This window comes from Chromatiales bacterium (genome assembly GCA_020445605.1).
In the GTDB taxonomy this organism is placed as follows: Bacteria; Pseudomonadota; Gammaproteobacteria; order JAGRGH01; family JAGRGH01; genus JAGRGH01.
Genome location: JAGRGH010000044.1, coordinates 20,790 through 46,943 on the forward strand (window position 1 = coordinate 20,790; position 26,154 = coordinate 46,943).

At 62.9% G+C, this 26,154-nt stretch carries 27 protein-coding genes, 1 tRNA gene, 1 other RNA gene and 1 riboswitch; of the genes, 10 read left to right on the plus strand and 19 right to left on the minus strand.

Features of this window, described 5'->3' with window-relative positions:
* Window positions 1-12: 12 nt before the first annotated feature.
* Window positions 13-675, minus strand: coding sequence for a cAMP-activated global transcriptional regulator CRP (gene crp / locus KDG50_09430; protein ID MCB1865641.1), 663 nt, complete (start codon window positions 673-675; stop codon window positions 13-15).
* A 115-nt stretch (window positions 676-790) separates the two neighbouring features.
* On the opposite strand from crp, the gene KDG50_09435 reads away from it, so the two are divergent.
* Window positions 791-1,207, plus strand: coding sequence for an OsmC family protein (locus KDG50_09435; GenBank protein MCB1865642.1), 417 nt, complete (start codon window positions 791-793; stop codon window positions 1,205-1,207).
* A gap of 52 nt (window positions 1,208-1,259) precedes the next feature.
* Window positions 1,260-2,048 (plus strand): adenosylmethionine decarboxylase, encoded by a 789-nt coding sequence (gene speD, locus KDG50_09440; GenBank protein ID MCB1865643.1) that lies wholly within the window; start codon window positions 1,260-1,262, stop codon window positions 2,046-2,048.
* A gap of 180 nt (window positions 2,049-2,228) precedes the next feature.
* Here the strand turns inward: speD and coq7 are convergent, their stop codons facing one another.
* Window positions 2,229-2,882 carry a 2-polyprenyl-3-methyl-6-methoxy-1,4-benzoquinone monooxygenase gene (gene coq7, locus KDG50_09445; protein ID MCB1865644.1) on the minus strand — a complete coding sequence of 218 codons (654 nt, stop codon included), beginning with the start codon at window positions 2,880-2,882 and terminating at the stop codon, window positions 2,229-2,231.
* 25 nt (window positions 2,883-2,907) lie between these two features.
* Here coq7 and KDG50_09450 point away from each other — a divergent pair, with 25 nt between their 5' ends.
* The 5 genes from KDG50_09450 to KDG50_09470 all read left to right on the plus strand — a co-directional run bounded on the left by KDG50_09450 (window position 2,908) and on the right by KDG50_09470 (window position 5,607).
* Window positions 2,908-3,216, plus strand: a complete 309-nt coding sequence (locus KDG50_09450; GenBank protein ID MCB1865645.1) for a (2Fe-2S) ferredoxin domain-containing protein — start codon at window positions 2,908-2,910, stop codon at window positions 3,214-3,216.
* 134 nt (window positions 3,217-3,350) lie between these two features.
* Window positions 3,351-3,779 carry a 50S ribosomal protein L13 gene (gene rplM / locus KDG50_09455; GenBank protein ID MCB1865646.1) on the plus strand — a complete coding sequence of 143 codons (429 nt, stop codon included), beginning with the start codon at window positions 3,351-3,353 and terminating at the stop codon, window positions 3,777-3,779.
* A 24-nt stretch (window positions 3,780-3,803) separates the two neighbouring features.
* Window positions 3,804-4,196, plus strand: a complete 393-nt coding sequence (gene rpsI / locus KDG50_09460) for a 30S ribosomal protein S9 (GenBank protein MCB1865647.1) — start codon at window positions 3,804-3,806, stop codon at window positions 4,194-4,196.
* Window positions 4,197-4,363: 167 nt separating this feature from the next.
* Window positions 4,364-4,437: transfer RNA gene (locus KDG50_09465), tRNA-Gln, on the plus strand.
* A gap of 231 nt (window positions 4,438-4,668) precedes the next feature.
* Window positions 4,669-5,607 (plus strand): porin, encoded by a 939-nt coding sequence (locus KDG50_09470; protein MCB1865648.1) that lies wholly within the window; start codon window positions 4,669-4,671, stop codon window positions 5,605-5,607.
* A gap of 296 nt (window positions 5,608-5,903) precedes the next feature.
* On the opposite strand, the gene rpiA is transcribed toward KDG50_09470, so the two are convergent.
* Entirely contained in the window at window positions 5,904-6,563 is a 660-nt protein-coding gene (gene rpiA / locus KDG50_09475) for a ribose-5-phosphate isomerase RpiA (GenBank protein ID MCB1865649.1), read from the minus strand.
* Between the two features lie 70 nt (window positions 6,564-6,633).
* Between rpiA and ilvA the strand changes: the two genes are divergently transcribed.
* Window positions 6,634-8,175, plus strand: a complete 1,542-nt coding sequence (ilvA, locus tag KDG50_09480; protein MCB1865650.1) for a threonine ammonia-lyase, biosynthetic — start codon at window positions 6,634-6,636, stop codon at window positions 8,173-8,175.
* 128 nt (window positions 8,176-8,303) lie between these two features.
* Here the strand turns inward: ilvA and KDG50_09485 are convergent, their stop codons facing one another.
* The 14 genes from KDG50_09485 to KDG50_09550 form a co-directional block, all read right to left on the minus strand.
* Window positions 8,304-8,744 carry a hypothetical protein gene (locus KDG50_09485; GenBank protein MCB1865651.1) on the minus strand — a complete coding sequence of 147 codons (441 nt, stop codon included), beginning with the start codon at window positions 8,742-8,744 and terminating at the stop codon, window positions 8,304-8,306.
* A gap of 333 nt (window positions 8,745-9,077) precedes the next feature.
* The gene (locus KDG50_09490; GenBank protein ID MCB1865652.1) at window positions 9,078-9,716 is read right to left on the minus strand and encodes a 5-formyltetrahydrofolate cyclo-ligase; all 639 of its coding nucleotides are present in this window, start codon (window positions 9,714-9,716) and stop codon (window positions 9,078-9,080) included.
* Between the two features lie 13 nt (window positions 9,717-9,729).
* A non-coding RNA gene (gene ssrS / locus KDG50_09495) (6S RNA) lies at window positions 9,730-9,910 on the minus strand.
* Between the two features lie 139 nt (window positions 9,911-10,049).
* Window positions 10,050-10,364 (minus strand): cell division protein ZapA, encoded by a 315-nt coding sequence (locus tag KDG50_09500; GenBank protein ID MCB1865653.1) that lies wholly within the window; start codon window positions 10,362-10,364, stop codon window positions 10,050-10,052.
* The gene (locus tag KDG50_09505) at window positions 10,361-10,594 is read right to left on the minus strand and encodes a TIGR02449 family protein (GenBank protein ID MCB1865654.1); all 234 of its coding nucleotides are present in this window, start codon (window positions 10,592-10,594) and stop codon (window positions 10,361-10,363) included. The genes KDG50_09500 and KDG50_09505 overlap by 4 nt, the downstream gene beginning before the upstream one ends.
* A 216-nt stretch (window positions 10,595-10,810) precedes the next feature.
* A complete protein-coding gene (locus tag KDG50_09510; GenBank protein MCB1865655.1) occupies window positions 10,811-11,368 on the minus strand; it encodes a DUF937 domain-containing protein in 558 nt (185 codons plus the stop codon).
* A gap of 89 nt (window positions 11,369-11,457) precedes the next feature.
* A complete protein-coding gene (locus KDG50_09515) occupies window positions 11,458-13,284 on the minus strand; it encodes a TonB-dependent receptor (GenBank protein MCB1865656.1) in 1,827 nt (608 codons plus the stop codon).
* 88 nt (window positions 13,285-13,372) lie between these two features.
* Window positions 13,373-13,623, minus strand: a riboswitch (cobalamin riboswitch).
* An 87-nt stretch (window positions 13,624-13,710) separates the two neighbouring features.
* Window positions 13,711-13,914, minus strand: coding sequence for a DUF2892 domain-containing protein (locus KDG50_09520; GenBank protein MCB1865657.1), 204 nt, complete (start codon window positions 13,912-13,914; stop codon window positions 13,711-13,713).
* A 64-nt stretch (window positions 13,915-13,978) separates the two neighbouring features.
* Window positions 13,979-14,863 carry an SUMF1/EgtB/PvdO family nonheme iron enzyme gene (locus KDG50_09525; protein MCB1865658.1) on the minus strand — a complete coding sequence of 295 codons (885 nt, stop codon included), beginning with the start codon at window positions 14,861-14,863 and terminating at the stop codon, window positions 13,979-13,981.
* Between the two features lie 75 nt (window positions 14,864-14,938).
* Window positions 14,939-15,310, minus strand: a complete 372-nt coding sequence (locus KDG50_09530) for a cupin domain-containing protein (GenBank protein MCB1865659.1) — start codon at window positions 15,308-15,310, stop codon at window positions 14,939-14,941.
* A complete protein-coding gene (locus KDG50_09535) occupies window positions 15,303-15,959 on the minus strand; it encodes a hypothetical protein (GenBank protein ID MCB1865660.1) in 657 nt (218 codons plus the stop codon). Before KDG50_09535 ends, KDG50_09530 begins: the two co-directional genes overlap by 8 nt.
* 31 nt (window positions 15,960-15,990) lie before the next feature.
* Window positions 15,991-18,135, minus strand: a complete 2,145-nt coding sequence (locus KDG50_09540) for a glycosyltransferase (GenBank protein ID MCB1865661.1) — start codon at window positions 18,133-18,135, stop codon at window positions 15,991-15,993.
* A gap of 38 nt (window positions 18,136-18,173) precedes the next feature.
* Window positions 18,174-18,896: a methyltransferase domain-containing protein gene (locus KDG50_09545; protein ID MCB1865662.1), complete on the minus strand. Its 723-nt coding sequence runs from the start codon at window positions 18,894-18,896 to the stop codon at window positions 18,174-18,176.
* Window positions 18,897-18,987: 91 nt separating this feature from the next.
* A complete protein-coding gene (locus KDG50_09550) occupies window positions 18,988-19,974 on the minus strand; it encodes a glycosyltransferase (protein MCB1865663.1) in 987 nt (328 codons plus the stop codon).
* 226 nt (window positions 19,975-20,200) lie between these two features.
* Here KDG50_09550 and KDG50_09555 point away from each other — a divergent pair, with 226 nt between their 5' ends.
* Window positions 20,201-20,902: a hypothetical protein gene (locus KDG50_09555; GenBank protein ID MCB1865664.1), complete on the plus strand. Its 702-nt coding sequence runs from the start codon at window positions 20,201-20,203 to the stop codon at window positions 20,900-20,902.
* Window positions 20,903-20,904: 2 nt separating this feature from the next.
* The gene (locus KDG50_09560) at window positions 20,905-22,125 is read left to right on the plus strand and encodes a hypothetical protein (GenBank protein ID MCB1865665.1); all 1,221 of its coding nucleotides are present in this window, start codon (window positions 20,905-20,907) and stop codon (window positions 22,123-22,125) included.
* 214 nt (window positions 22,126-22,339) lie between these two features.
* Here the strand turns inward: KDG50_09560 and KDG50_09565 are convergent, their stop codons facing one another.
* Both KDG50_09565 and KDG50_09570 read right to left on the minus strand, forming a co-directional pair.
* Window positions 22,340-23,389, minus strand: a complete 1,050-nt coding sequence (locus KDG50_09565; protein MCB1865666.1) for a class I SAM-dependent methyltransferase — start codon at window positions 23,387-23,389, stop codon at window positions 22,340-22,342.
* 180 nt (window positions 23,390-23,569) lie between these two features.
* Window positions 23,570-26,050, minus strand: a complete 2,481-nt coding sequence (locus KDG50_09570) for a hypothetical protein (protein MCB1865667.1) — start codon at window positions 26,048-26,050, stop codon at window positions 23,570-23,572.
* Window positions 26,051-26,154 lie beyond the last annotated feature (104 nt).

Sequence of the window (26,154 nt, forward strand, 5' to 3'; positions counted from 1 at the left end):
CCCGCGGGCGTCTCAGTCTTCGTCGGTGCGGCGCGTGCGCACGACCATGGTCTTGCCGCTGCACGCGACCATGCCGTCGCCCTCCAGGTTCTTGAGGACCCGGCCGACCATTTCGCGCGAGCACCCGACGATTCGCGCAAGTTCCTGGCGCGTGATGCGGATCTGCATGCCCTCGGGATGCGTGATCGCGTCCGGCTGTTTCGACAGCTGCAGCAGCGTGCGCGCGACCCGTCCGGACACGTCCACGAACGCCAGGTCACGAACCTTGCGCGAGGTCTCCAGCAGGCGCTTGGTGAGCTGGGCGCCGATGGCGAACAGCAGGTCCTCGCGCACCTCGCGCAGGCCGCTGTCGAACAGTTGCAGGAGCTTGCGGTAGCTGATTTCGGCGATTTCGCTCTTCACACGGGTGCGCACCAGCGCGCCGCGCGAGTCCTGTTTGGAAAACAGGCCCATCTCGCCGATGAAATCACCCGCGTTCAGGTAGGCAAGCACCAGCTCGTTGCCGTCTTCATCCTCGATGATGACGGTGACCGATCCGTCGACAATGTAATAAAGCGTGTCCGGCGGATCGCCGGGGCGGATGATGTCCGTCTTCGCCGGGTAGTTCTTGCGGTGGCAGTAGGCAAGCAGCGGCCCGACGAATGGCTTCGGGTCTACGGGCGTGACGATGGCGATGGTCGCTCTCCCTGTGGTGCGGCTTGTGGTCGGAGTCTAGCAAAGTGCGGCGGCCTTGTCCGCGCCGCAGGCAGGCGGTTGTGATAGGCTCGCGCGCCTGTCCGGGGGAGGGGTCATGAAAGCATCGGTGCGTTGGGTCGAGGGCGCGAGCTTCATCGCCGAGAGTGGTTCGGGTCATGCGCTCGTGCTCGATGGCGCCGCCGAGTTCGGTGGCCGCAACATCGGCCCGCGGCCGATGGAGATGCTGCTGCTCGGGCTGGGCGGATGCACCGCGTTCGATGTCGTCTACATCCTGCAACGCGGGCGCCACCAGGTTCGGGATTGCAGCGTGGAGATCGAGGCCGAGCGTGCCGAGGAGCCGCCAAAGGTCTTCACGCGGATTCATGTGCACTTTCGCGTGAGTGGCGAGGGCCTTGATGCCAAGGCGGTCGAGCGGGCCGTGCACCTGTCCGCCGAGAAGTACTGCTCTGCGTCGATCATGCTCGGCAAGACCGCCGAGATCACGCATGACTTTGAACTGGTCGATCCATGATGTCGGTGGATCGGTTTCTAGGGTTGGTTTTTAGCTGGGTGGCCAGACCAAGATGAGCGATTCGGGCAAGATCACGCTGGAGGGCTTCAACAATCTCACGAAGTCCCTCAGTTTCAACATCTATGATCTCTGCTATGCGGCAACGCCCGCGCAGCAGCGCGAGTACATCGACTATATCGATGAGGCCTACAACGCCGATCGCCTGACGCATATCCTGAGCGATGTCGCCGAGATCATCGGCGCGACGATCCTGAACATCGCGCGCCAGGACTATGACCCGCAGGGTGCGAGCGTCACCATGCTCGTGGCCGATGAAGGCGAGACGCCACCCGGCATCACGAATTCCGAAACGCCAGGGCCGCTGCCGGATGCGGTGGTCGCGCATCTGGACAAGAGTCATCTCACGGTGCACACCTATCCGGAGATTCACCCGCACGAGGGCATCTCCAGCTTCCGCGCCGACATCGATGTGTCGACCTGCGGGACGGTATCACCGCTGAAGGCGCTGAATTATCTGATCCACAGCTTCGAGTCCGACATTGTGCTGGTCGACTACCGGGTGCGCGGATTTACCCGCGACACCACCGGGCGCAAGCACTACATCGACCACGACATTCACTCCATCCAGTACTTCCTGTCCGACGATACGCTCGACCGCTATCACTGCATGGATGTGAACGTGCAGCAGGAACGCATGTACCACACCAAGATGATGCTGCGAACGCTCGATCTCGACGCCTACCTGTTCGGCATCAAGGCAGCGGAGCTGTCACGTACCGACCACGACGAGATCCTCGGTCGGGTGCGGCGCGAGATGGAAGAGATTTTCTACGGGCGCTGAGCGGACGGGGTGTTTATCAGGCTGTTGAAATTCTCATTTCAGCAGCCTGATAACGCGAGACAGGGACGTCGCGCCCGAAAATCGAACACGCGAGTGTTTGATTTTTGTGAGCGACCGAAAACCGCGCTTTTCGGTTGCGACGTTGGAAAGGCCATGGATAGGCCTGTTTCAACGACCTGTTTAGATCCAGTACGCCGTCCGGGTCATCACGCGGCCAGCGAAGTGCATCAGTCGCCGCAGCGCGAACGGGAGTTCAGTCCCGCCGGCCTCCATGGCCTTGGTCGCGTGGCGCAGTTCGTCCTCGCGCATGCGCTCGAGCACGGCGCGCGAGCGGGCGTCCGGATCCGGAAGGCGGTGCAGGTGTTCGTCGAGGTGGGCGCCGACCTGTTTCTCGGTCTCCGCGACAAAGCCGAGGCTGACTCGGTCCCCGATCAGTCCGGCGGCCGCGCCAATGGCGAACGCGCCGGCATACCAGAGTGGATTGAGAACGCTCGGGCGTCCGCCGAGTTCGGTGATCCTTTCGCTGCACCAGGCCAGGTGGTCGTTTTCTTCCTCGGCGGCCTGGCGCATGGCGTCCGCTACCACCGGGGTGCGTGCCGCCGCCGCCTGGCCCTGGTAGAGCGCCTGCGCGCAGATCTCGCCGACGTGGTTCACGCGCATCAGTCGGGCGGATTCAGTGCGCTGCCCCGAATCGAGTTCGCGTTCTGCGATACCCGCGGCCGGCGAGGGCTGCCGCGCGGTCGCGGTGTCGGTGACCGTGCGCAGCGCCCGGTCGGCGCCCGCGAGGAGGCGGTCCAACGGGGACAGGTTTCGCGTCGTGTCAGAATAGATCATCGCCATTCACCCGTTTCGGGCGTCCATGTCGTACTACCGCCACCACGTGTTTTTCTGCACCAACGAGCGCGACGACGGTCGCGCGTGCTGCCAGCAGCATGCTGCCCTGGCCCTGCGCGATTATGCCAAGGCCCGGGTCAAGGCGCTCGGTCTGGCCGGGCCCGGCGGCGTGCGGGTCAATACGGCCGGCTGTCTGGATCGCTGCGAGCAGGGTCCGGTGCTGGTCGTCTATCCCGAGGCGGTCTGGTACACCTATGTCGATCGCGAGGACATCGACGAGATCATCGACGCCCACTTGGTCGGCGGGCATGTCGTCGACCGCCTGACGATCTGAGCTTTGCGCGTCCCGGCCGTCAACCCACAACCAGGGCTGGCCAGCGCGCCGATCGTGTAGTAATATTCCGCGCCTTTCGTCTCGCACGAGACGGTTTTATGTATTTCCGGAACGCGTAAAGAGCGCCGCTCAAGATGAAAACATTTTCCGCCAAGCCCGCAGAAGTGCGCCGTGACTGGCTGGTCGTGGATGCCGAGGGCAAGTCGCTCGGCCGCCTGGCCAGCGAGGTCGCCAGCCGCCTGCGCGGCAAACACAAGCCCGAGTACACCCCGCACGTTGACACCGGCGATTACATCGTCGTCGTCAACGCCGCGAAGGTGCGGGTGACCGGCAACAAGCTTGCCGACAAGCACTACCATCGGCACACCGGCTACATCGGCAACATGAAGTCGATCTCGCTGGGCAAGCTGCTCGAGACCCACCCCGAGCGGGCGATCGAGTTCGCCGTCCGCGGCATGCTGCCGCGCAACCCCCTGGGTCGCGCGATGTTCAGCAAGCTGCGCGTGTACCCGGGCGCCGAGCATCGCCATGCGGCCCAACAGCCACGTGCCCTCGAAATCTGAATTTCATAACAGGTATTAATTGGTATGGCTGACATCCAGACCCCGAGCAAGGGCCGCCGCAAGACCTCCACGGCCAGCGTGTTTCTGCGCCCGGGCGCCGGCGCGATCAACGTCAACGGTCGCTCGCTCGACACCTACTTCGGCCGCGAGACGGCCCGCATGATCGTGCGCCAGCCGCTGGCCGTGACCGATCTGGACGGCCGCTTCGACATCGAGGTGCGGGTGCGCGGCGGTGGCCCGAGCGGTCAGGCGGGCGCGATCCGCCATGGCCTGTCGCGCGCGCTGGTCGCCTACGACGAGAACCTGCGCTCGCCGCTGCGCAAGGCCGGCTTCCTCACGCGCGACGCCCGCGCGGTCGAGCGCAAGAAGGTCGGGCTGCACAAGGCCCGCAAGCGTCCGCAGTTCTCGAAGCGCTGATCCTGCAGGCGGTTGGAATTCCGGTTCCAACTGCCTGTAAGGTGCCCGCTGACCACCGCGCCGACGGAACGCCGCGAAGCGGCGACGGGAACGGCGGAGCACATGGAGGTGCGGAGTAATCCTGGTCCCCAGCGCGCCGGCGAGGCGCGCGGGACCTTGAATCTAGATGGGGGATCGTCTAGCGGTAGGACTGCGGACTCTGACTCCGCCAGCCCAGGTTCGAATCCTGGTCCCCCAGCCAATTCTCGCCGCTGATAGCGAACGGATTGCCAAGGATTGTTGCTTATTTGCAACAAATTGCCGGCTTTAGACCTGTGTCGCAATTCTGTGTGCGTTTTTTCACACAAACTGTTGCAATCTGGCAACCGTTCGGCTAAAGTACGCCGGCAGACCATAAGCAGGTACCCGCCTGCGTGGAAACTCTACAGCTTCTGACGTCATAGCAACGACTAATTCATCGGGAGACAGTTTGATGAAAAAGAAACTTCTTGTAGCCGCCGTCGCTGCGGTCATGGTTGCCCCGCTGGCTGCCAATGCCGACCCGAAGGTCTACGGTAAATTCCATGTGTCCATCGACCGTTGGGACGGCGACGTCTCCGGCGACGCCTTCTACGTCAAGAGCCGCGCCTCGCGTCTCGGCGTGAAGGGCAGCGAAGACCTGGGTGGCGGTCTGGCCGTTACCTACCAGGCCGAATTCCAGGTTGACATCGACGACAACGGTGGCGACAACGGCCCGCTCTGGACCGCGCGTAACCAGTTTGTCGGCCTGAAGGGCGGCTTTGGTGAAGTCCGCGTCGGCAACCACGACACCCCGTACAAGATCTCCACCGGTTCGCTCGATTACTTCAGCGACGAGGCTGGCGACTACAACGCGACGGCCGGCATGGTCGACCGCCGTGCGGGCAACGCGATTGCCTACATTTCGCCGACCTTCGGTGGCCTGCACATCGCCGCCGCCATCGTCCCGGGTGAAGCCCCGGGCACCGACGGCGACGATCTGCACGACGGCATCTCGATCGCCGCCATGTACAGCGCCGGTGGCCTGTACGCCGCGATCGCCTACGAAGATGTTGAAGATCTGGGCGCCGCTCCGGAAACCATGTGGCGCGCAGGCGTCGGCTATGACGCGGGTGCGTTCCGTGTCGCCGCCGTCTACGAAGACCGCTCGGACCCCGATTCGGAATCCTTCTTCATCAACGCCGGCTTCAAGTTCGGCAACAATGAAGTCAAGGCCCTGTACGCCAAGACCGACGGCGGCAGCGATCCGGATTCGTTCGGCATTGGTCTGGACCACCACTTCAGCAAGAAGACCAAGGGTTACATCCAGTACGTCGACAGCGAGCGTCAGATCCAGAACTATGGCGTCGAAGAAGCCAATGCGTTCTCGGTCGGCCTCGTGACGAGCTTCTAATAACAACCACGTTGTGCATACCCTTGAACGGGGCCTTCGGGCCCCGTTTTTTGTGCATGTTTTAAACGGGGCCTTCGGGCCCCGTTTTTCGTGCGGGATAGAAATCCGCGAACGACCAGAACCCGATCGTTCGCGGCGAGTCGTTAGGGAAATTCTGAATTGTCAGAGTTTCCCGCGGCACATGGACGTGCCGCCACAACCGCGGCTGCAAGCCGTGGAAAATGAAAGAAAACGAAAAATCACACTTTTTCGTTTTCGCTGCCCTGGCAATCCGGGACGGATTGATCAGAGCTTCCTTAGCGCGTGACGGTCGCGACGCCGTCGGCGCTGCCGACCACCAGCACGTCCGCGGGCCGCAGGGCGAAGATGCCCACCGTCACGACGCCGGCCAGATCATTGATCGCACGCTCGAGCTTGATGGGTTCGGCGATCTCCAGCCCGTGCACATCCAGAATCTGGTTGCCGTTGTCGGTGACGAAGCCCTCGCGCAGCACCGGGTTGCCACCCATGCGTGCGAGTGCGCGTGCGACCAGACCGCGCGCCATCGGGATCACCTCGACCGGCAGCGGGAACTTCCCGAGCACCCGGACGCGTTTGCCGGCGTCGACGATACAGACGAACTTTTCGGCCGAGGCCGCGACGATCTTCTCGCGCGTCAGCGCGCCGCCGCCGCCCTTGATCAGTTCCAGCTGACCGTTGGCCTCATCCGCACCGTCGACGTACAGCGGTATGTCGCCGACGGCATTTGGGTCGAGCACCTCGATCCCGTGGGTTTTGAGTCGTGTACTGGACGCTTCGGAACTCGACACGGCGCCGTCGATCCGTCCCTTGATCCGCGCAAGCGCGTCGATGAAGAAGTTCACCGTGGAGCCGGTGCCGACCCCGACGATGCTGCCGGGGCGGACAAATTCGAGCGCGGCTTCGGCCGCGGCGCGTTTCATTTCGTTTTGATCCATGATCATCTCCGCAGGACAAGCCAGCTATCATAGCGAATGCCTTTGCTCTGTCGAGTGAGCTGGACCGTACATGGGTAGCGCCTATATCGACCGGATTCTGCGTGCGCGCGTCTACGACGTCGCGACGGAAACACCACTGGAACTCGCGTCGCGACTGTCCCGGCGGCTCGGCGCACGCGTGTGGTTCAAGCGCGAGGACCTGCAGCCGGTGTTCTCATTCAAGCTGCGCGGTGCGTACAACAAGATTGTGTCCTTGTCTGCAGAGCGTCGCAAAGCCGGGGTGGTGGCAGCCTCGGCCGGTAATCACGCCCAGGGCGTGGCGCTCGCCGCCCAGCGGCTCGGTGTCGCGGCCACGATCGTAATGCCGGTGACCACGCCGAGCATCAAGGTCGAGGCCGTGCGATCCTACGGCGCGCGCGTCGAGCTGCACGGCGATGGTTATGACGAGGCCTATGCGCATGCCGTCGCGATGGCGCAAGACAACGGTGCCGAGTTCATCCATCCGTTCGATGACCCAGACGTCATCGCAGGTCAGGGCACTGTCGCGATGGAGATTCTGCGTCAGCATCCCGATCCGATCGACGCTGTCTACGTACCCATCGGCGGCGGCGGGCTGATCTCGGGCGTCGCCGAATTCATCAAGTATGTGCACCCTTCAACCCGTGTCATCGGCGTCGAGCCGGACGATGCACCCAGCATGTACCGGGCACTGAAGGCGAAGCGTCGTGTGCGGCTGAGCGAGGTGGGGCTTTTCGCCGATGGTGCGGCCGTACGACAGGTCGGGGCTGAAACGCTCAAGATCTGCCGCCGGCTCGTCGACGAGGTGGTGCTGGTTTCAACCGACGAGATCTGTGCGGCGATCAAGGATGTCTTCGAGGACACCCGCTCGATTGCCGAGCCCGCCGGGGCGCTGTCGGTTGCCGGATTGAAGAAGCACCTGGGAAAACGCGCCGACGGTGGCAACTACGTTGCAATCGTGAGCGGCGCGAACATCAACTTCGATCGTTTGCGCCATGTCGCCGAGCGCGCGGAAGTCGGTGAACAGCGCGAGTTTTTGCTGGCGGTGACCATTCCCGAAGAACCGGGCAGCTTTCTGCAGTTCTGCAAGATTCTCGGCAAACGGCGGATCACCGAGTTCAACTATCGATATTCAGGACCGCAGTCGGCTCAGGTTTTCGTGGGCGTGGAGATCTCGCGCAGTTCGTCCGAACGGGTCGAAATGATCGAGCGTTTGCGTGCCCGCGGTCTGGCCGTGACGGACATGACCGATAACGAGTTGGCAAAGCTGCATATCCGCTACATGGTTGGCGGTCGTTCGGACGAGGTGCGTGACGAATCGATATTCAAACTGATGTTTCCGGAACGCCCCGGCGCGTTGCTGCAGTTTCTCTCGCATATCGGCACGCGCTGGAACATCAGCCTGTTTCACTATCGCAACCACGGTGCCGCGTATGGACGCGTTCTGATCGGTTTGCAGCTGTCCACCGCCGAGCGGCGGGAATTTCTCGCGGCTGTGCGCGAGGCGGGCTATTCCGTGGATGACGAGACCGAAAATCCCGCCTACCGTCTGTTTGTATCGACCCGCGGAGAGTCTGAACGGTCAGACGGGTGATCCGGCGTGCAGATTCGGCCGATCGGCCGCATGGAGCTGGCTTTTGAATTGCGCTGCTGAGCTGAATCGCAGGCGAAAAAAAGCCCGCGCGTAGCGCGGGCTTCCATTGTCAGGCTCGGAAACCGGGCCTATGCCATCGCCGGCGCCGCAGGAGCGGCTTCGGGGGCCGCGGCCATGGCCTTCTTGCGCGGGCGAACCTTGCGGGTTACGCGCCCTGCGCCCTTCTTTCTACCGGCCTTCTTCTTGGCGGTGCCTTTCTTGCGTCCCGCCTTCTTCTTCGTGGCGGACTTCTTACGTCCAGCCTTTTTCTTTGGCGCTGCCTTCTTGCGGCTGGCCTTTTTACGTCCGGCCTTTTTCTTTGGCGCTGCTTTTTTACGGCTGGCTTTTTTACGCCCGGCCTTTTTCTTTGGTGCGGCTTTTTTGCGTCCGGCCTTTTTCTTGGTCGCCGCTTTTTTGCGGGTGGCTTTCTTTCGCGTTCCCTTCTTGGCGGCCGCTTTCTTCTTGCGGGCGCCTGCCTTCTTCTTCGGTGCCGCCTTCTTTTTGCTGGCGGCGCGTTTCTTGACTGCCATCTGTATACCTCCGCGCGGTGTTTCAGCAGTTACAACAGCATGCGCTGTTGTCATCGCCAAAACTAGCTAACCACACAGAAATGTCAAGAGTTATTTCACGATTTCCGCAAAATAATCTCGGGATCGACGAATTTCGGGACCGGTTTCGCAGATTGCACGAAGCGAAACGCCGAAACAGGCGCCGGGTGTCTTGTGTGAAGGCCGTGTTCGAATCCCATCAGACTCAGGCTTGATGATGTGCGCCAACCTACAGTGTGTGAGGCGGAGCGATGCGGGCCAACGACTACAGAACGGATGTCGGTCGACTGCGCCAGTCCAGCTTTTCCTTTTATTTTAATGAATCTCTTGTCGGGCAGTCGTGCGTTTCAGACGGCAGTCCAGTGTGCGACGCTCGCTCAGGACAAAGTCAACGGGTACGTCCCATGGGCGGGATTCGATGCGGTCGACGATCTGGAAATCGTGCACGACTGCGACCAGGAGCGGACGCGATGCCTGCGCACCGGCGCCACATCGTGAACCAAGCGCTCGATCATAGAATCCGCCGCCCGTACCGATGCGTGAACCACGTGGGTCACACGCCAGCGCAGGAAGCAGTACGACGCTGAGCGCCGACAGTCGGCAGCGGTTGCGGGACGTGGGCACCGGCTCGCGGATACCAAAGCGGTTGGTGCGTGCCGGGCGCTCTGCGCTGTCCCAGAAGAACGCCATGTGCTGCGGGCCGAGAACACTGGGCAATGCCACGCGCGCGCCGCGCCGCCGCGCTCGTCGCAGAATGTCTGCCGGGTCGATCTCACCGCGAACGGCCAGATATCCAGCAATTCTGCGAGCGAACCGCAGTTCGGGGATTTGGGCAAACCTGCGTGCCAGGGATCGGGCCGCTGCGGTTTGTGCGCTTTTGGATAGGCCCGCCCGGAGGCTGCGCATGCGGCGTCGCAGTTCGCTGACGGGATCGATGACGGGCAGGTTGGTCAAGGTCGGTGGGATGGCATTCCCCGCGTGTGCCGTATCGAATCCTTACCCTTGAACCGAAGGTTCAAGTGGGACGCGACGGCGGTGTTTCGGGCTTCCCGCGGGAGCGGGCATGCACGCCTGCACCGCGCGAAACATCCCTGGGTAAGTCATACGCTCAAGGGGATTACGGGCCGATACGAACACCACAGGGAATGCCGTGACTGCATTGGAGCACAACTGCGGCATGACTGGCCAGCGCACTGCGTGCGCCGTTGCGGGATACAGGGGCGGGGAATGTGGCGACGTTGCGTGGGTGGCCCGAGCACGCCCGCGCATTGTGACGTGTGACCGTGGCTACAGTTCGAGCTGGTTGGTGTCGGTCAGTGCGGTTTCGACTCGTTCGCGAAGGGAACGGATTCGCGTGCCGACCGCATTGTTCAGGGTGCGGCTGCCGGCCTCGCCCTGAAGAAGTTCGTGGGCGATGTTCAGTGCGGCCATCACTGCAATGCGTTCGCTGCCGATGACCTTGCCGCTGGCGCGAATCTCGCGCATGCGCTGGTCGAGATACTGCGCGGACCGACGCAGGGCCTCGGTCTCGTCGCGCTGGCAGCTGACGCGGTAGTCCTTGTCCAGGATCGCCACGCTGACCGAGTCGCCGTCGCTGCTCATGAACTGCTTTCCATCGCACGCAGCCGGGTGATCATGCCTTCGACACGGCGCCGGGCCTCTTCGGTTTTTTCGATCAGCCGAGCGCGTTCCGCCATCAACTCGTCGTGGCGCGAGCGCAGTGTGCGGTTGTCCGACTTCAGCGTCGAACAGGTGCGGATCAGATCCTCGACGCGGGTTTCCAGCGCGCGGAGTTCGCCGTCGGCGGAGGAGTCAGTTGAACTGCTAGGCATGGCGCTAATAGTAGGCAGCCGCCCGGGATCGGTCAATTTGTGCGGCCACGGAACTTTTCTCCCAGCCCCCAGTCAGACCTCTCGTGCGTGCGTAAAGGGCCGTTTCCCCTCCCTGGACGGCCCGGCGCCATCGGTCTTACCCCTGCCGAATGGCGCGATTTGACCCTCGCGGCGACCCCCTGGCCGCGAGGGTTTTTTGTTGCCTGGGCGATCCGGCTACCGGCCGAAGAACTTCCCCGCCATGCCCAGCAGATCATCGGCAATCGAGCCATCGCCGTCGGCGTCGAGGAACGAGGTCAGCAGTCCGCCACCGCCCTGTTTCGACTGACCGCCGAGAAGTCCATCGAGCGGTCCGCTCGCGCCGGATTGCTTGCCCAGCGCGCCCATGGCGGCTGCTGCAAGCATGGGCAGCATCTTCTTCAGGATGCCGGCGTCGATGCCGGTATTGCTGGCGGCCTGGCTCGCCACGGCGCGACTGACGTCCTTGCTGCCGAAGATGTGGCCAAGGATGCCGTTGCCGTCCTGCACCGTCTCCTTGCGGTCGAATGCACGGGCGTCTTCCAGATAGCGCTCGTGACCGCCGTTGCGGATTGCGCCGAGCAGTGCATCAAGTCCGCCGCTGTTTTCGGCGTTGCGTCGCAGGCCCTTGGACAGCGCAGGCACCAGTGCCTCCGCCGCCTGCTGTGCCCGCGCCGGGTCCAGTCCGACCTGGCCGCCGATGCGGTTCAGAAGGTCGCCACCCTGGGCCTTGATCAAGGTATCGAGAATTCCCATTTCCGCCTCGCGATGTGACAGGTAGAAGCCCAGATCATACCGCGCGCCACCGAGCGGGACCCGTGTTGGTCACGCGAATTTGCGAACGGTTACAGCTGGCTGTCTGAATCGACCCCCGAACCGAGCCGATAGCGCAGCGTGACCCACATCGTACGGTCCTGGCTGTTGAAGCCATCGGCGGTTTGGTAGGCGCGGTCGGTCAGGTTTTCGACCCGTGCCTCGATGCTCGCGCCCGGTGCGAACCGCCAGCGTGCCGCGAGGTCTGCGCGTCCATAGCCGGCGATCTGCGCGTCCGAGAAGTCAGAATCGAAACGATCCGATTGCGCGAGCGCATCGAGCCGTACATCGAACGCGGGCTGCACGAACGCGGCGCTCAGCACGCCACCGAGCTCGGCGCGCCGCGCGAGGTCGCGCCCGAGCGTCTCGTTGCGCGGGCGTTGCCACTGCGCCTCGGCGGCGAGCCGCCACGGGCCGCTCGCAAGCGACCAGCGTCCCTGCACGCCACGAATGCGCGCGCGATCGATGTTTTCGTTGCGTCCGGGGATCGGACCGAGAAAACCGTCCGGATCCTCGAAGTTGATGAGGTCGCGAATCCGCGTATCGAACAGCGCCAGTGATGCCTGCTGTCCGCCGGAGCGCCACTTGAGTCCAACTTCGGCGCTGCGCGAGCGTTCCGGCGCGAGATCCGGATTGCCGCCGAAACCGAAGCGGTCGAGGCCATCGGGCGCGCGGAATGCCGTACCGGCGCTCGCGTAGAGATCGAGCTGCTCGCTCACCCGGAACCGGTAGGACGCGCTCCAGACGGTGTGTGTCCCCGCGCTTTCGTGGTCATGCAGCCGCAAGCCCGCAATGAAGCGGTGCCGGCCGATGCTGATGTCATCCTGCACGAACAGCTCGCGCACATCGGTGCGCTCCTCGTAGCCGCTGCCGAACACGAGCGACCCCACATCCTCGCGCGACAGCGTGAGACCAGCCGTGATCAGGTGCGCGCCGTGACGCAGATCGTTCTGCCAGTCCAGCGCATGGCGGCGTGTGTGTGCGTAGTCGTCGCTCTGGTTCTGATCGATGCGTTCGACGAAACGGCTGAGCTTCAGCGTCGAGGTCAGATGCTCGCCCAGATACGCGCGTCCCGAAAGGATCTGTGCGCTGTTGACGAAGTCCTGGTCCAGTGGAGTCAGAAAGAAATCCAGGTACTCGGTGTTGCCGTCCGCGCGCCAGTGCGTGAAGGCGAACTCCGACATCGCCCCGGACCAGCCCGCGGAGAGAAACGCCGTGTCACGTTCGTAGCCACGGTCCAGATCGGACTCGACACGCGATGGAAATCCATCGGTGCGGGTCCGTTCGAGCATCGCGGTGCCCCACCATGGACCTTCGCGCCCGGTCAGTACACCGCCCAGGGCTTGCTCGTCATCGCCGCCCGCGGTCGCGAACACCTCGCCCGAGACGCCGCGCGCGCGCGGCCGTTTGGGCACGAGATTGATCGCGCCACCGATCGCCTCGGAGCCGTAGAGCGTCGATGCCGGCCCTTCGACGATCTCGACCCGGTCGATCCATCCCGTTGCAATGTTCTGAATTGCCGCGATGCCGATGGTGCCGGGGTTGATCGGCACGCCGTCGATCATCAACAGCGTGTGGTTGCTGTCCGTGCCGCGGATGAAGGTCGATACGGGCTGGCCGGGGCCGCCGTTGCCCCCGATTTCCACGCCGACGTTGAACGGCAGCAACTGGGCGAGATCGCGCGGCTGACGCGAGGCGATCGCATCCGTATCGATGACGATGGTCTGGCCCGGCAGATCGGCGACCGACTGTACCGTGCGCGTGGGGGTGACGACGATCGCTTCGTCCAGCGCCTGCGCGCAGGGCGCAACACAGACGGCCAGCACGAACGCCAGCGGCAGGGAGTGGTTCTCGGACATCTTCGGCGCCTCGCAGTGGATACATACGCGGCGCGCGAAAACAGGACGGACGGGTGGCACCCGTGACCGACCTGTGCCGCCCGCCGCGACGCGATCAGGGGCTTCAGGCCGGTCTCCGGGCTCGCAGGCGGCACGTGATCGCGCGGATCACATGCCCGGGCCGAACCGCCTTCCCGGGTCGCAACCCAGTGGCGTGTTGACGTTCGGACCCTGTGCCTGCCTACCGTTGCGGGGGCAGCGCCGGAATTGCCGCGACGAGGTTCATTCTCGCCCGGCGCACCGGCTTCCCGATTCTCCGCAACGCCAGAGCGTTGCGGCACCTGAAGCGGGGCCGGCAATATAGATGGCCGCTTTCGCTGCCGTCAAACGGACATGAAAAAGCCCGGCGAACCGGGCTTGCGAGGCGGGTGTCTGTAACGGTGCCGGCTATTCGAACGCCGCACCCGGTTTCGTGCCGGTCGCCTTCAGGATGCGCGCGAGCGGGCACCAGCCCGTGAACGCCGATTGCAGCAGGTTCAGGCCGACAAATCCGGTGAGCCAGAGCCAGTTCACATTGTGGTAGTGCGCAAGCAGCACGCTCGCGAGGATCACGACGCCGGCGAAGGCCATCACAACTCGATCGATCGACATGTTCGTCACCTCCGATTCGAAAACAGGGAATTGACGACTAGTCTGGTGCAAGCACTTCGCCTGATCAAGGCAGGCGGTCGGCCGCCAGCCGAAAGCCGAGTACCGAATAGCGCGTGTCAGGCGCGTCCGCGGCGCGATACCCGGGGCGGACCAGGTGCGAAGGGCAGTGGTATGAGCCACCGCGCCGGACCCGCTTGCCGCCGGTGGACGGGCCGGCCGGATCCGCTTGCGATGCGACGCGATAGGTGTCCGGTGCGTAGCGATCCGCGACCCACTCCCAGGCGTTGCCGAGCAGGTCGTAAAAACCCCACGCATTCGCCATGCGGGTGCCGACCGGCTGTGGTTCATCGCCGGAATTGGCGATGTACCACGCGTGACCGGCAAGCGATTCGAGCGGCATCGGTCGCAACCCGTCACTGCCGGCGCGCGCGGCGAACTCCCACTCGGCCTCGGTCGGCAGACGATAACGCCAGTTGCCTGGCAGGGCGTTGAGCGTGCGGATGAAGGCCTGAGTGTCGTCCCAGCTCACCGACACGACGGGCAGTCGTTCCCAGTCCGGCCGGTTCCAGTGGCTGTCGGGGCCTGGCTTGGTGTCCATGATCGCGAGCCACTGCGCCTGCGTGACCTCGGTGCGCGTCAGCCAGAAGGCACGCGTGATGCTGACCTCGCGCGCGGGCGTCTCGTCGTCGATCTGAAGTTTGTCAGGCTCCGTTGCCTCGAAGCGTACCGCGTCGAGATCAGCGGTACCCATCGTGAACGTGCCGGGCGCGACGCGCACGAGATCAAACTCGGGTGGTGGTTTGGCGGTGGCGGGGATGGCGGCTGCCGTTGCGGACAACAGCAGTGCGATGAATGATCGATTCAGGGTTCGAAACATGCGGGCGATCTCCGGATTGGCGGGGCCGCCGGACGGCTGACGTCCGTTCACGATCAGGCGACTGGCCCTCATGCATGAGACCGCGAGAATCCGCGCCAGGTTGCAGGCGCGGTGCCGAGCGACGAACGCGGTCGAACGATGGACCGACTACACGCGCCGGTCGATCTCCGCGCGCCACGGCGGGCTGACGATCGCCGCGAAGCGCAGCGGTTCCGCACCGATGTTCTCGATCCACTGCCGCGCTCCGGCGGGGATCAGCAACGCGTCACCGACGGTGATCTCGAAGCTGGCGTCGTCCACATGCGCGAGCCCGCGGCCGTCGAGCACGTGATAGACCTCCGCATGGTCCAGTCGGTGGGGTGCGGTGTGGTCGCCGACTTCCACACGCGCGATCGCGAGCGAGTAGGGCAGGTCGACGCCGTCCCGATCGGGATGCAGCAGTTCCTGCACCTCGGCGCCGTCGACGGCCGTGATCCGGTCGCAATCCCAGACGCGTTTCAGTACGGGGCGTTCAGCCATGCCGTGATTGTGCCTCGATCTCACGCGCCTGTGTCGCGTTCAGGTGTCGCCACGGCCGCGGAACGATGCCGGGAACGGCGTCGCGATACCGGGCGTAGGCGTCACCGTGATAGACGATGAGCTTGCGTTCCTCGAGCAGCGAGCCGAGTTTGAAATAGGCGCTGATGGCGACGGCGCTGATGAGCCAGGCGAGGTTCATGTCGCGCGTCCAGATCAGCACAATCGCGAACAGGTACCACGGATGGCGCACGTAGCGGTGCAGGGTCGAGATCTTCAGCCGCTCCTGGTCCTCGACGCCCCTGGCCCGGTCGCGCCACTGGCGCAGGCCGATGAACTCGCCGCCATCGTAGCCGCGCAGGGAAAACAGGAAGCCGCCGATCGCGGCCACGGCGAGCCCGTCGGCGACCCAGCGCCATGCGCCGCTGAAGCGCCACAGCCACGGACTTTCGATCGACCATGACAGCCACAAAGGCAGCGCAAGCGCCGCCAGCGCTACGGCATTGAACGCGAGCCGGTAGCCGCGCATCGCGCCGGGCCAGCGTTGCGCCACGGCGCGCTTGACGCCCAGCGAGGCCGCTACCGAGTGCAGCGCGAAATAGCCGAGCCAGGCGACCGCGAGTGCGCTGTGGGTGGCTAGATCGATCGGCATGCGCGGTGTGTGTCCCGTATTGTTCGTCGAATCAGCGGCTGGTGCCGCCTGAGGCTGCCTCTGGGGCGAGCAGGCGTGCGTAGGCGTCAGCAATGGCCGACCAGTCATAGCGCGGCGCCAGCGCGGCGTACGCGGCGCTGGCGAGCGCCTGGCCGCGCTCGGGGGACTCCAGCAGCTCGATGACGGCCCGGGCAAGGGCGTCGGTATCCCCGGGCGGAAACAGCAGCCCGGTGCGCCCGGGCTCGATCAGGTCGCGCACCGCCGGCACGTCGCCGGCGATCACCGGTCGACCCTGGGCCACCGCTTCCAGCACGACCAGACCCAGGCCTTCCTGGTCGCCGTCCGGCGCGACGCGGAACGGAAACACCGCAATACCCGCTGCGGCATACAGCGCCGCGCGCTGGTCGGGGCGGTAGGGGCCGGCGAATTCGACGTTGGCCGCGATGCCGAGGCTCTGTGTCTGTTGTTCCAATGCCGCGCGTTCCGGTCCGTCACCAGCGATCACGAGATGCACGTCCGGCACTCGCTCGAGGATCGTCGGCAGCGCAGCGAGGAGCGTGTCCACACCCTTCTTCGCGACCAGGCGGCCGGTGAACAACAGGCGGTGACCAGCATCAACCGCTGGTTCGGGCGGCGTGCCGAGTTCGGCGCCCATGGAGCGAACGACCACCTCGCGGCGCCCGCTGATCTCGACCAGCCGCTGCGCCAGCGCGCGGCTGACCGCGGTCACCTCATCGGCCCGGTTCGCGGTGTGCCGCAACAGGCGGCGTGCAAAGGCGCCGCGCGCCACATGCACGTCGGCACCATGCGCAGTTACCAGCACGCGGGCACGGCTGCCCGTCACAGTCCGGGCGAGGAGCGCAAGCAGGCCCTGCGGGATGAGCCAGTGTGCGTGGATCGCCGCGGGGAGAAGTTCCCGAATCAGGCGCTGGGTCGACCAGAACTGCGCGATGACAAAACCCGGTACCAGCAGCCAGCGAAACGGATTCGCGCGCAGCCGGGCGGGGACACCGCTCTCGTAGGCCAGCGATTCCAGCGCGGTCGGCGCGTAACGGAATCGCCGCACGTCCACGCCATCGAGCCGTTCGGATCGCGCCGACCCCGGCGCGTGCGGTGCCAGCACCGTGACGCGAAAGCGGTCGGTCAGACGTCGCGCCAGTTCGTGCACGAACGCCGGCTCATGGTCGTTCGCCCAGCGTGGATAGGTCGAGGTCAGTACCAGCAGCGCGGGCATCAGACCGGACGGCGGCGGGTCGTTGCGTGCGAGCCAGGTTCCACGCGTGTGTGCAAGAGCGCCGGCGAGCTGGTAGACGATCCGCCGAAGCGCGAACGGAATGGCCGCGCGCGGCGCGAGCGCCAGCGCCAGCGCTCGCGCAGGGCGTGCAAGAGTGGCGAGCAGCGGAGCGCTCCAGCGCACCAGCGCGGGGCCGACCGAGGCATCGAACAGGCCGTAGCGCGATTGTCGGTAAAAGGCCGGATGGCGTGCACGGAAGCGCGGCGCCGAGTGGCGCGCGCCTTCGGCGAGCTTGTCCAGCGGTCGCGAAGGATCCGTGTCCACCGCAGTAACGACGTCTGCGCCGGGCGTGTAGCGAATCCTCGCGCCGGCCTCCTTGAGCCGAAGCAGCAAGTCGCGGTCCTCGAACCCGTAGCGGGAATAGCCCTCGTCGAATCCTCCGATCCGTTCGAACCACTCGCGGCGGAGCACGACGTTGGCCGTCGTCAGTGCCAGCGGCTGACCACGCCTTGCATGCATACGGCGCATGGTGGTTACTCGATCAAAGTAGCGGTATGCGAATTCATCTCCAGTGTCGCCGACCAGTTCGCCGAGGCTGACGTCGGCCGATGCGAGTGTGCCGAGGTGCGCCTGTAGCCAGGCGTGATCCTTGGGGGCGCAGTCACTGTCTAGGAACGCGATGATTGCACCGCTGGATTCGCTGACGCCGAGGTTCAGAGCACCGCCGCGTCCAAGATTCTGGGGCGTACACACCAGTTGCATCGACTTGGGGAATGCGCGAAGGGCCGCTTCCGCGGTGCTGTCGGTCGAGGCGTCATCGACGACAGTCACCCGCAACTGCCAGCCGTCGGGTACGACCAGCGCGTTGAGAGACTCCGCAAGCCGGGGCAAATGGGCTTGCGCGTTGCGCGCGGGGACAATCAGTTCTGCCAGCTGATCCACTTGTGCTTGTTGGTTCTGGGTGCGCCGGGGATCTGCTGTCATTGGTCCAGGCGGTCGGCGGATCCGGCTTTGTTGGCCACGAAGACCATCTGATGGCAATGGTAGGGGTCGATTCGTTCCAGAACCGGCTGCATGAAATTGGGAAACGGATACAGTCCAAATCCGTGACCGCGGACATTCTTGAAGCCGATCATGCGCAGATACCGAGTCAGGGCGAGATAGCTGAATACGACGAGATGGCGGTGAACCGGGGTGTCGGATTCCACGTCCTGCAGCGTTCCGATGTCGGACACCTGTACGGGAGCCTCGCTCTGTAACAGCTGCAGCGAGTCCGGGTGCGGTCCGCTCGATGGCATGCGCCCGGCGAGAATCAGTGCGGCCGTGAAATAGGTGCTGATGTTGGGTGTCAGCAATACCAGTGTGCCCTCAGGTTCCAGCACACGTTGACACTCACTCAGGAAACGGCAGGGGTTGAGCAGGTGTTCGAGCACCGACAGCGCGAATACGCAGCGCTGCGACTCATCAGGAGCCGGGATGGGTTGGTTCAGATCCCCCCGTACAACATTGAGCCCCTGGGCCCGGGCGGATTCGGCGAACTGCGCGTTCCATTCGATACCCTGATACTCGAATTCGGTGGTTCCCAGTGCGTTGCGCAGCATGGTGTACTCGAATCCGCTTCCGGCGCCGCAATCGAGCACGGCGCCGCCGGCGTTCATGGCTTTGCTGATTTCCCCCCGGGCCCTGGCGTATGCCTTGTCCATGGTCCTGCGATAAAGCCGGCGAAAATACGCTTTTGTCATCGAATTCCCACGTTTCGCCGGACCTGGTTCCGGTGGTGCCTGTGTCTGGAGGCTATGCTAGCGCCAACTCGGGAAACGGAGTCTGGTCGCGGGCGAGGGCGCCGGGCGAGCGGCGCGCAATGCGCCATAGCCACCACCACGCTGCCGGGTTCAGCAGATCGATTCCAGCCCCGTGGGTCAGCGTTGCAATCGCCCGTGACGGACTTCCGGCCTTCGCGGCGAGAGCAGCGTAACGCAGCGCAGTGCCGGCCCGGCGCGCGGGGGCATAGCCACGTTGAGAAAGGCGCCAGTCGACAAATCGCTCGGCCAGCCCGGGGTTCTCGTCCAGCGGATCGGGCCGGCCAGAGCGTCTGATCAGCGCGAGCCGGAAGGCCAGTTCCTGAAGCGCGGTCTGGCGGGGTCGGGATCGCTGTGCTCCTGGGCCGGTGCGGATCTGGTAATCCAGCAGCACGTCCGCCAGGTTATCGACTCGACCGTGTCCGCTGAGACGCAGCACGAGATCGACATCTTCCGCGCCATCGAGCGCCCGTCGGTACGGGAACCGCACCAGCGAATCGCGCCGCAAAATGAGCGATGGGTGCGCATGACAGGTCCGCTCCAATAGACTGCGCGCGATATCCTGCGGCTCGGTTGGATAGCCTGACGGAGTCAGCGAATTTCCGTGCTCGTCGTAGACCTGAACCTGGGTTCCGCAGCCAAGCGTGTTGGCGGACGAGGACTCCAGATGGCGCATCTGGAACTCGAACCGGCGTGGGTGAGCTCGGTCGTCCGCATCCATGCGTGCTATCCACGGTGCGGTGCAGCAGGCGATGCCGGTGTTCAGGGCGTCAGAAATTCCGCGCCCGCGGTTTGGAATCCGGCGGAATTTTGCACCGATGATCGCGCGGCCAAATTGATCAACTGCATCGGGGTTGGACAGGCCATCGTCTACTATCAGAACTGAGACGGGGCATAATGTCTGATCGCGAATGCTGGATAGAGCTACGTCAATACTCCGGGTGTCACCCGTGGCCGGAATTACAACCTCAATGTCCCGCATTTGACTGAATGCCTACTTCGGTGACCATTGCCCTGAACCGTCTCGCATGGCGCCCTGAAAATCTCTGCGATCGCCGAATTTCCTGCGTATTCAGTGCGCGCGCCTCGAGTGACAGGTTTCAGAAATCGATGGATATTGCGCATCTGAAACCGCGGATCGATCTCTCGAAGGTTTCGAACAATAGGCCCGCCCTTGGCGCTCGAGGGCCGGGCTGATAGTGCGAAACGTGCTGGATGCCATCTGGAGCATGTTGCGACCCTTGCCCTACCAGGGGGAGGTCAAGCTGCTTGCTTCCAACTCTGTGTACCGAATCACCGATATTGTGCTGCGAAAGGGGCTTCGGTGGCAACGGGACCGAGACACCATTCTGGCCGACCGACAGTATTCAGGAACGATCCTTCGTGATTACCTCTGCAACATGCGGAGAGAGAATGACTGGGAAACATGGCGAAACGTGGTCTCCATGCATTGCAAGCACTACGCTGTTCCGCCGCCCGATAGCCTGGTAATCCATTTGCGATTGGGTGATGTCATGGATGACTGGGAAAACGACGATCACTCCCGGCATTTCTCTCGCGCAGTTCGAGCCTATGCGCGGCTGCCGTTGCAGAGGTTCCCGGGCGTGAAAAGCGCAACCATAGTGACCGCCATGCATTTCGGGTCGAACGACTTGAATCTCAGCTACTACCCGTCTAAGCGTGCGGTTCGCAGGAGTCTAAAACTTCTTCGATTGGTGGCTGAACAACTGAAGCAGCAGGGGGTTTCTGTGCGTATTCAATCCAGTACAAACATAGATGAAGACCTTTGTTACATGGCGTCTGCACACCAATTTCTGGGCGGGATGTCCGGTCTGTCTGATCTCGTGGAGCGTTGCCTTCCCGCCGATGCTGTCATCGCGTCCATTGTTGATGGCGGGCGCGAGAGCTGACAATGTCCTCTGGCGTGCGGTCCTCATGGCCGGCTCTCGCGCTGCTTTTTGTGGCGATGGGTGTGATCGTGTTCTTTTACATCGTCGGATACGAGGCGGGTTGGCGGTACTGGAATGTGCCGACCATTTCGCCGCCGTTCGCCGATCTTCGTTCCCTCACCCACGGCGCGAGGACTGCTGAGATGGGTCTTGATCCCATGATAGAAAATCCCGCCGATCCATGGAGGCGCCCACTGAACTATCCCCGAATCTGGCAGGTGCTCTACGCGTTGGGGCTGCGAGCCGAGCATTCGGTATGGCTCGCCGTGGCGTTTGTATCTTCCTTTTTCCTCGGCCTGGTGTTTCTGGTGCGCGACGAGCCTGCGTCGACGACTGCATTGGTTGCCATCGCGGCGTTGTCCCCGTCCAGTATGCTGGGAATTGAACGGGCGAACACTGACCTGTTGATGTTTTTCTTGGTGGCGTTGGCCGCAGTGTTTGCGTCCAACCGCCGGGTGTTGTCCGCTCTGATCATTTCGATTGGCACGTTGCTCAAACTCTATCCGCTGTTTTCCGCGCTCGCTTGGCTGCAGGCGGGCCGGTCCGGAATGGTTTGGCGCGCTCTTGGAATTGCAATATTGACAATGTTGTATGTCCTGTTCACCTGGGAGGATCTGAAACTAATAGCCGGAAACACCCCTGGCGGCACGGGGCTCAGCTACGGCACTAATGTTCTATGGAGTTCACTGGCGAAATCCAGCCCCATGGCGGGAATTCTCATCGGAGTCAGCTCCTATGCGATCGTTGTGAGCGTGCTCATATTTTCAGTCGTTTCCGCCGGAAGGCGCGGCGCGCAGAAAAACCTACAAGCGGTGTCATTGCGGTTTAGTTTCTTTCTTGCAGGGGCTGGCGTCTATCTGGGGACCTTTCTGATCGGAAACAATTGGAATTATCGCCTCGTTTTCCTCATTCTCTGCATACCACAACTGAGCGAATGGGTTCGCGCCAGAGATGGGCTGAACTCGGTGCTATCGTGGGTGGTCTTGACGGCTATCTTTGTGTCGATGTGGTACTGGATCGGATTGAGGTCGGTATACCATCCGGGCGAGCCGGATCTGTTATTGTTTTTCTTGGGGCAGGTCGCGCAATGGGTCGTATTTTCGGGCCTGTGCATTTTTGTGGCTGAGGGCATGATGGCGTCGGTCAGCGCGGATCGACGTGGTTCGAAGAAGGGACCGGAGTGATATGAGCATTCCAAGGGGCGGACGGGGGCTATGTACCGGTCGAACTGGGCGCGTTTCGAGGAATGGTGGATCTCAATGGATGAGTTAAACGACGGGCACGCATTGTCTGGCATTGATTAGTGGCGCTGCTGCGGATAGCGGTGCGACTGCGCCGTGTTTCGATCGGGGAAGGCGCGCCCAGCGACGCAGCAGCCGCGCAAAGGCCGCGTTGCTGCTAGTGGCCCTGTTTACGCTTGCGTCGAATCGTGCTGCGCAGGAGGCTTTGCAAGCGGGGGAGCAGCGAGGCTAAAGGCCGCTCTGCGGTAGGGCGTGAATGGTCGGCAAGCGCCAGTCGGGCGCGCAACTCTCGCAGTTCCTCATTCAGGGTCTCTACCGACTTCGGGGAAGTTTTGGCGTTGACAAAAGCGGTACCTGGCGCCATTAGGATGAATGTGTCCTGGAAGGATCTGGCGCCCGGTTTCTCAGCCCAGGCCCCGAGGTCGATGGATACAAGATGCAGGCCGGCCGCGTCAAAAAGTGAGCGCCAGGTGGCCAGCGTTAGCCCGGCGAAGTGATCCTGCCCCTGATAGGCATAGAAGCCACCGTCTTCGTGTTGCCGAACCTCGGAATGTAGTCCGCTGCTCGCCACGTAGTGATGAAACCACTCGTCAATAATGAACCCTGTTACATAAGCAAGTTTTCCAGGGCGAAGAGTTCTGGCTATTTCGTTCAGATACCAAGACGTATCGTTCAAGGTCAGGTGAGTAAACACTGACACCGCGAACACTCCGTCGACGGAACTGTCCGCGAGAAAACTTAGCGGGAAGTGGTTCTGAGTATCGTAATCCGGGTGGTCGGTGAAGTAATAATTCGAGTCGGCGTGCAGGCAGTGGAAGTCCAAATTGGGGAACTCCGTGGACAATTGACGGCTGCACCAATCTGTTCCTTCGGCCCACACATCAGTGCCGGTGTAACGGCCATGATCCCGATTCAAGAAGTAGCCGAATGGAATCGCGAGACGGCCGCAGCCGCAGCCAATGTCAACAATGTGGTCGTTGGGCGTCAAGCCTAGCCGCATTACGATTTCTTGAAAGATTGATGCCTGTACGGAAACAAAATGGTCTGCATCCGCGCTCCCTATGGTCTGCATCAGTTCAAGAGGGGGAAGGAGGGCTCTGTTTCTCCCTCTCTGCGCGCACGCGGCCAATGCTTCCTGCATGGGGCGTCGCTGCGCCAGCCGCGCCGTTTTGTATGCTCCCTGAGTTCGAATGTAGCCGCTGGTCACAATCGTGTTCTCCTCGGTGGGGTAGGTTGGGCGGGGACAGGACACTAGTATCGTGCGCGATGAAGAGTCGGACACGTTGCGCAGATTGCTCCCGCCGTAGCCATAGGCAGGTCCCGGTCGCGCCGGTTCGTGCTTCGCACCGACGGTGGGTCGCCGCAGACGTAGATGGCGTCTTTCGGTTTATCCTTTGCCAAGCGATGGATTTCTCCGGAAGGGCTTTGTGAGGGCTCTGAAGCGCACCCACCCCGACTGGTATCCTGGTCTTGAGATGGATGGGAGGCCGGACGGCCGCGCCGGCAATGAAGAAAACGCCAACTGCTTGCGACGGCGAGCGAACAGGTAGAACGGGATTACTCTGGCAGTCAGGCTCATCAGCAGGAATTCCGCGCGGGTAATGGGTGTCCATACCTCTTTGATTGTCGCGAGAGCTGTCGGGCCGGGCCGCTTCTGGAGTTGCCCCTCCATTTCCATGATCTGCGCCTCCATTGACGATTTTGCGCTACTCAACTCTTGCGGGAGAGGGGATGGAGAATGGGGGCTCGTGGGCATGCTGTTGTGGCGCGCGTCGGCGGAGGGGCCTGAATTTACGGGTTGCTGTGCGGGCAGTCGACGTGATATCCGCGCGGATTTCAGTACTGCAAGAATTACGGCCCCGACGCGCCCTGCGCCAAGCACTGCGGCTCCTTCGCTCCAGAGAGATCGATTTATCGCGCCGAAAAAATCCAACGGCCGGGTCAGCCGCGCGCGGTATCCCAAGGGGCGGCTGTCATTGCTCCCGAGGTGAGCAATGTTCTCAAATCCGAGAAGAAACTCGACCTCACGGACACGCGGGAAACGGATTACCCGCGTTGCCACGGTCGCAGCGTGACGAACGATTTCGCTTGAGCTGATGCCGGTCATGGCCGCAAACCTTGCCAGTTGTGCGGCATAAGCTCGCATTCCTGTTTGGCACTGCACGATCGCACTGTCATCCGGTTCTTCGGCGGCACGGGCTGGGGTCCCCGACGCAGCAAGGCACGGGTGCCCGTCCTCGTAGCCGAGCACGGTCCCGTGCGGGGCGCGGGTCAGTACCTCGAACAGATGTACAAAGTCGAAGATCGCACCAGCGAACCACTCGTACTGCTGTGCATCAGCAAGCAGGCCGACTGCGCGTACCCCTGCCCGCCGCCGGGCTACGCCGAGGCGGTCGACGCCCAGGTACAAGCCATGTATTTCCGGTGCGCCTGCATGATCCTGGATGGCCAATTCCAGGCTCTCCTGGATCTGCAGACCCCATCCAACGTCGACGAGCGCCACCCTTCCGCCGCGAAAAAAATCGATCCCTTCGAGATATTTGATCAACTCGACCCGGGAATTTTCGCCGAGTTCGGCCGCGCGCGCAGTGACGTCGGGATGGGCCAGCAACCTGGCTACCTCTGGGGAGAATGGCTCCTGAAGCGGCGCGTCGACACCCGGAAGACCGCATGAACTGGTGATCGAAGCGAGGGTGCGATCGTCCAAACTCAGCATCGTCAGGAGCTTGCGGGCCGTTGGTTTGCCGTTGGCGGCGAGCGATGCCAACATCTCACGCAAACCAAAGCTGCGCATGGCTGCGAGCCCGGTACTCAGGCGGGATACGTACAGGTACTCTGTGTCCGGTTGCTTCCGCATGCAGAGGGCGGCGAATTCGTTGAATATACCCTTGAGGACCAGCCCCTCCCGAGAAAGAAAATAGATCCGATCAATTGCGTTACTAGAACAATACTCGGCCATGGCCAGAGCAAAATATCCGACAACCGGCCCCATCAGCGCCATGCCAAACGCCTCAGCATAGCCGCCCTTGAAGGGCTCGTCCCAACAGGCGTATCGGTGGGAGAGCGGGCCGAACCAGTCACGGTTACGCCGTGCGTCATTCCAGTCCCGTCGCGCCAGACGACGAAGGCGAAGGTGTTCCGTAGAGCGAACGGTTATGCTGGCGATTCCAAGTGCTGTGGGACGTTCCCCGTCCGCAAGCGGATCGTCCCCAACGTGAATCATCTCGGCTGGACTTATCCCTTCGGACTCCAGCACGTGCTCAAACAGCCGGCCGGTACGCTTGAGAAGTTGATGGTCACCAGAAACGTAACCGTGAGAAAAACCTGGGTCGTATCCGCACTTTGAAAGAATGCGCTCTATGATCGTCTGTCCGAGGTACATATCCGAACAGTAGATAACTCGATGCCCAGCCTCGGCCAGTTCTGTAACGAGGCGTCGTATCTCCAGGTTGGGTTCGCAGGCCCAGATTTCATACTTTGCCTCGGTTGAAAGCATGAAATCGGCAAGCGCGCCGTGCTCAGTGACCGACCTGCCCGGCAGAAGCCGGGCTGCCCACGTGAGACACATCGTGGCCAGGTCGATATCGGGGTCCCTTCCGGAGGACCTGCTATTTTCGGCCAGCTCGAAATAAACGGACTCGCGCTTGCGGCGGATTTGCTCTATCTCCGCTGCGGAATGCTGGTCAAGTCGCTTTCCAACCTCCCGGCACACCGACTCGACAATGAGTTCCGGGACGCAGCGCCGGAAAACGGCGGTATCAAACACATCTATAGAAACGAGCCGACATTTGCCAGTCGCCACAAGGGCGCGGACCCGGTCGGTGGCAGATCCAAAATCATTGAACTTGAGAGCGTTACGACTGATCATCGTTTCCGCCAGGGCTGTTGTCGTTGTACCTGGAAACGCAACCGTTGCGAACTGGACGCATGCCGGTCAGGGGGGCGGCGACTCGGGATTTCGCCGGGATTAAA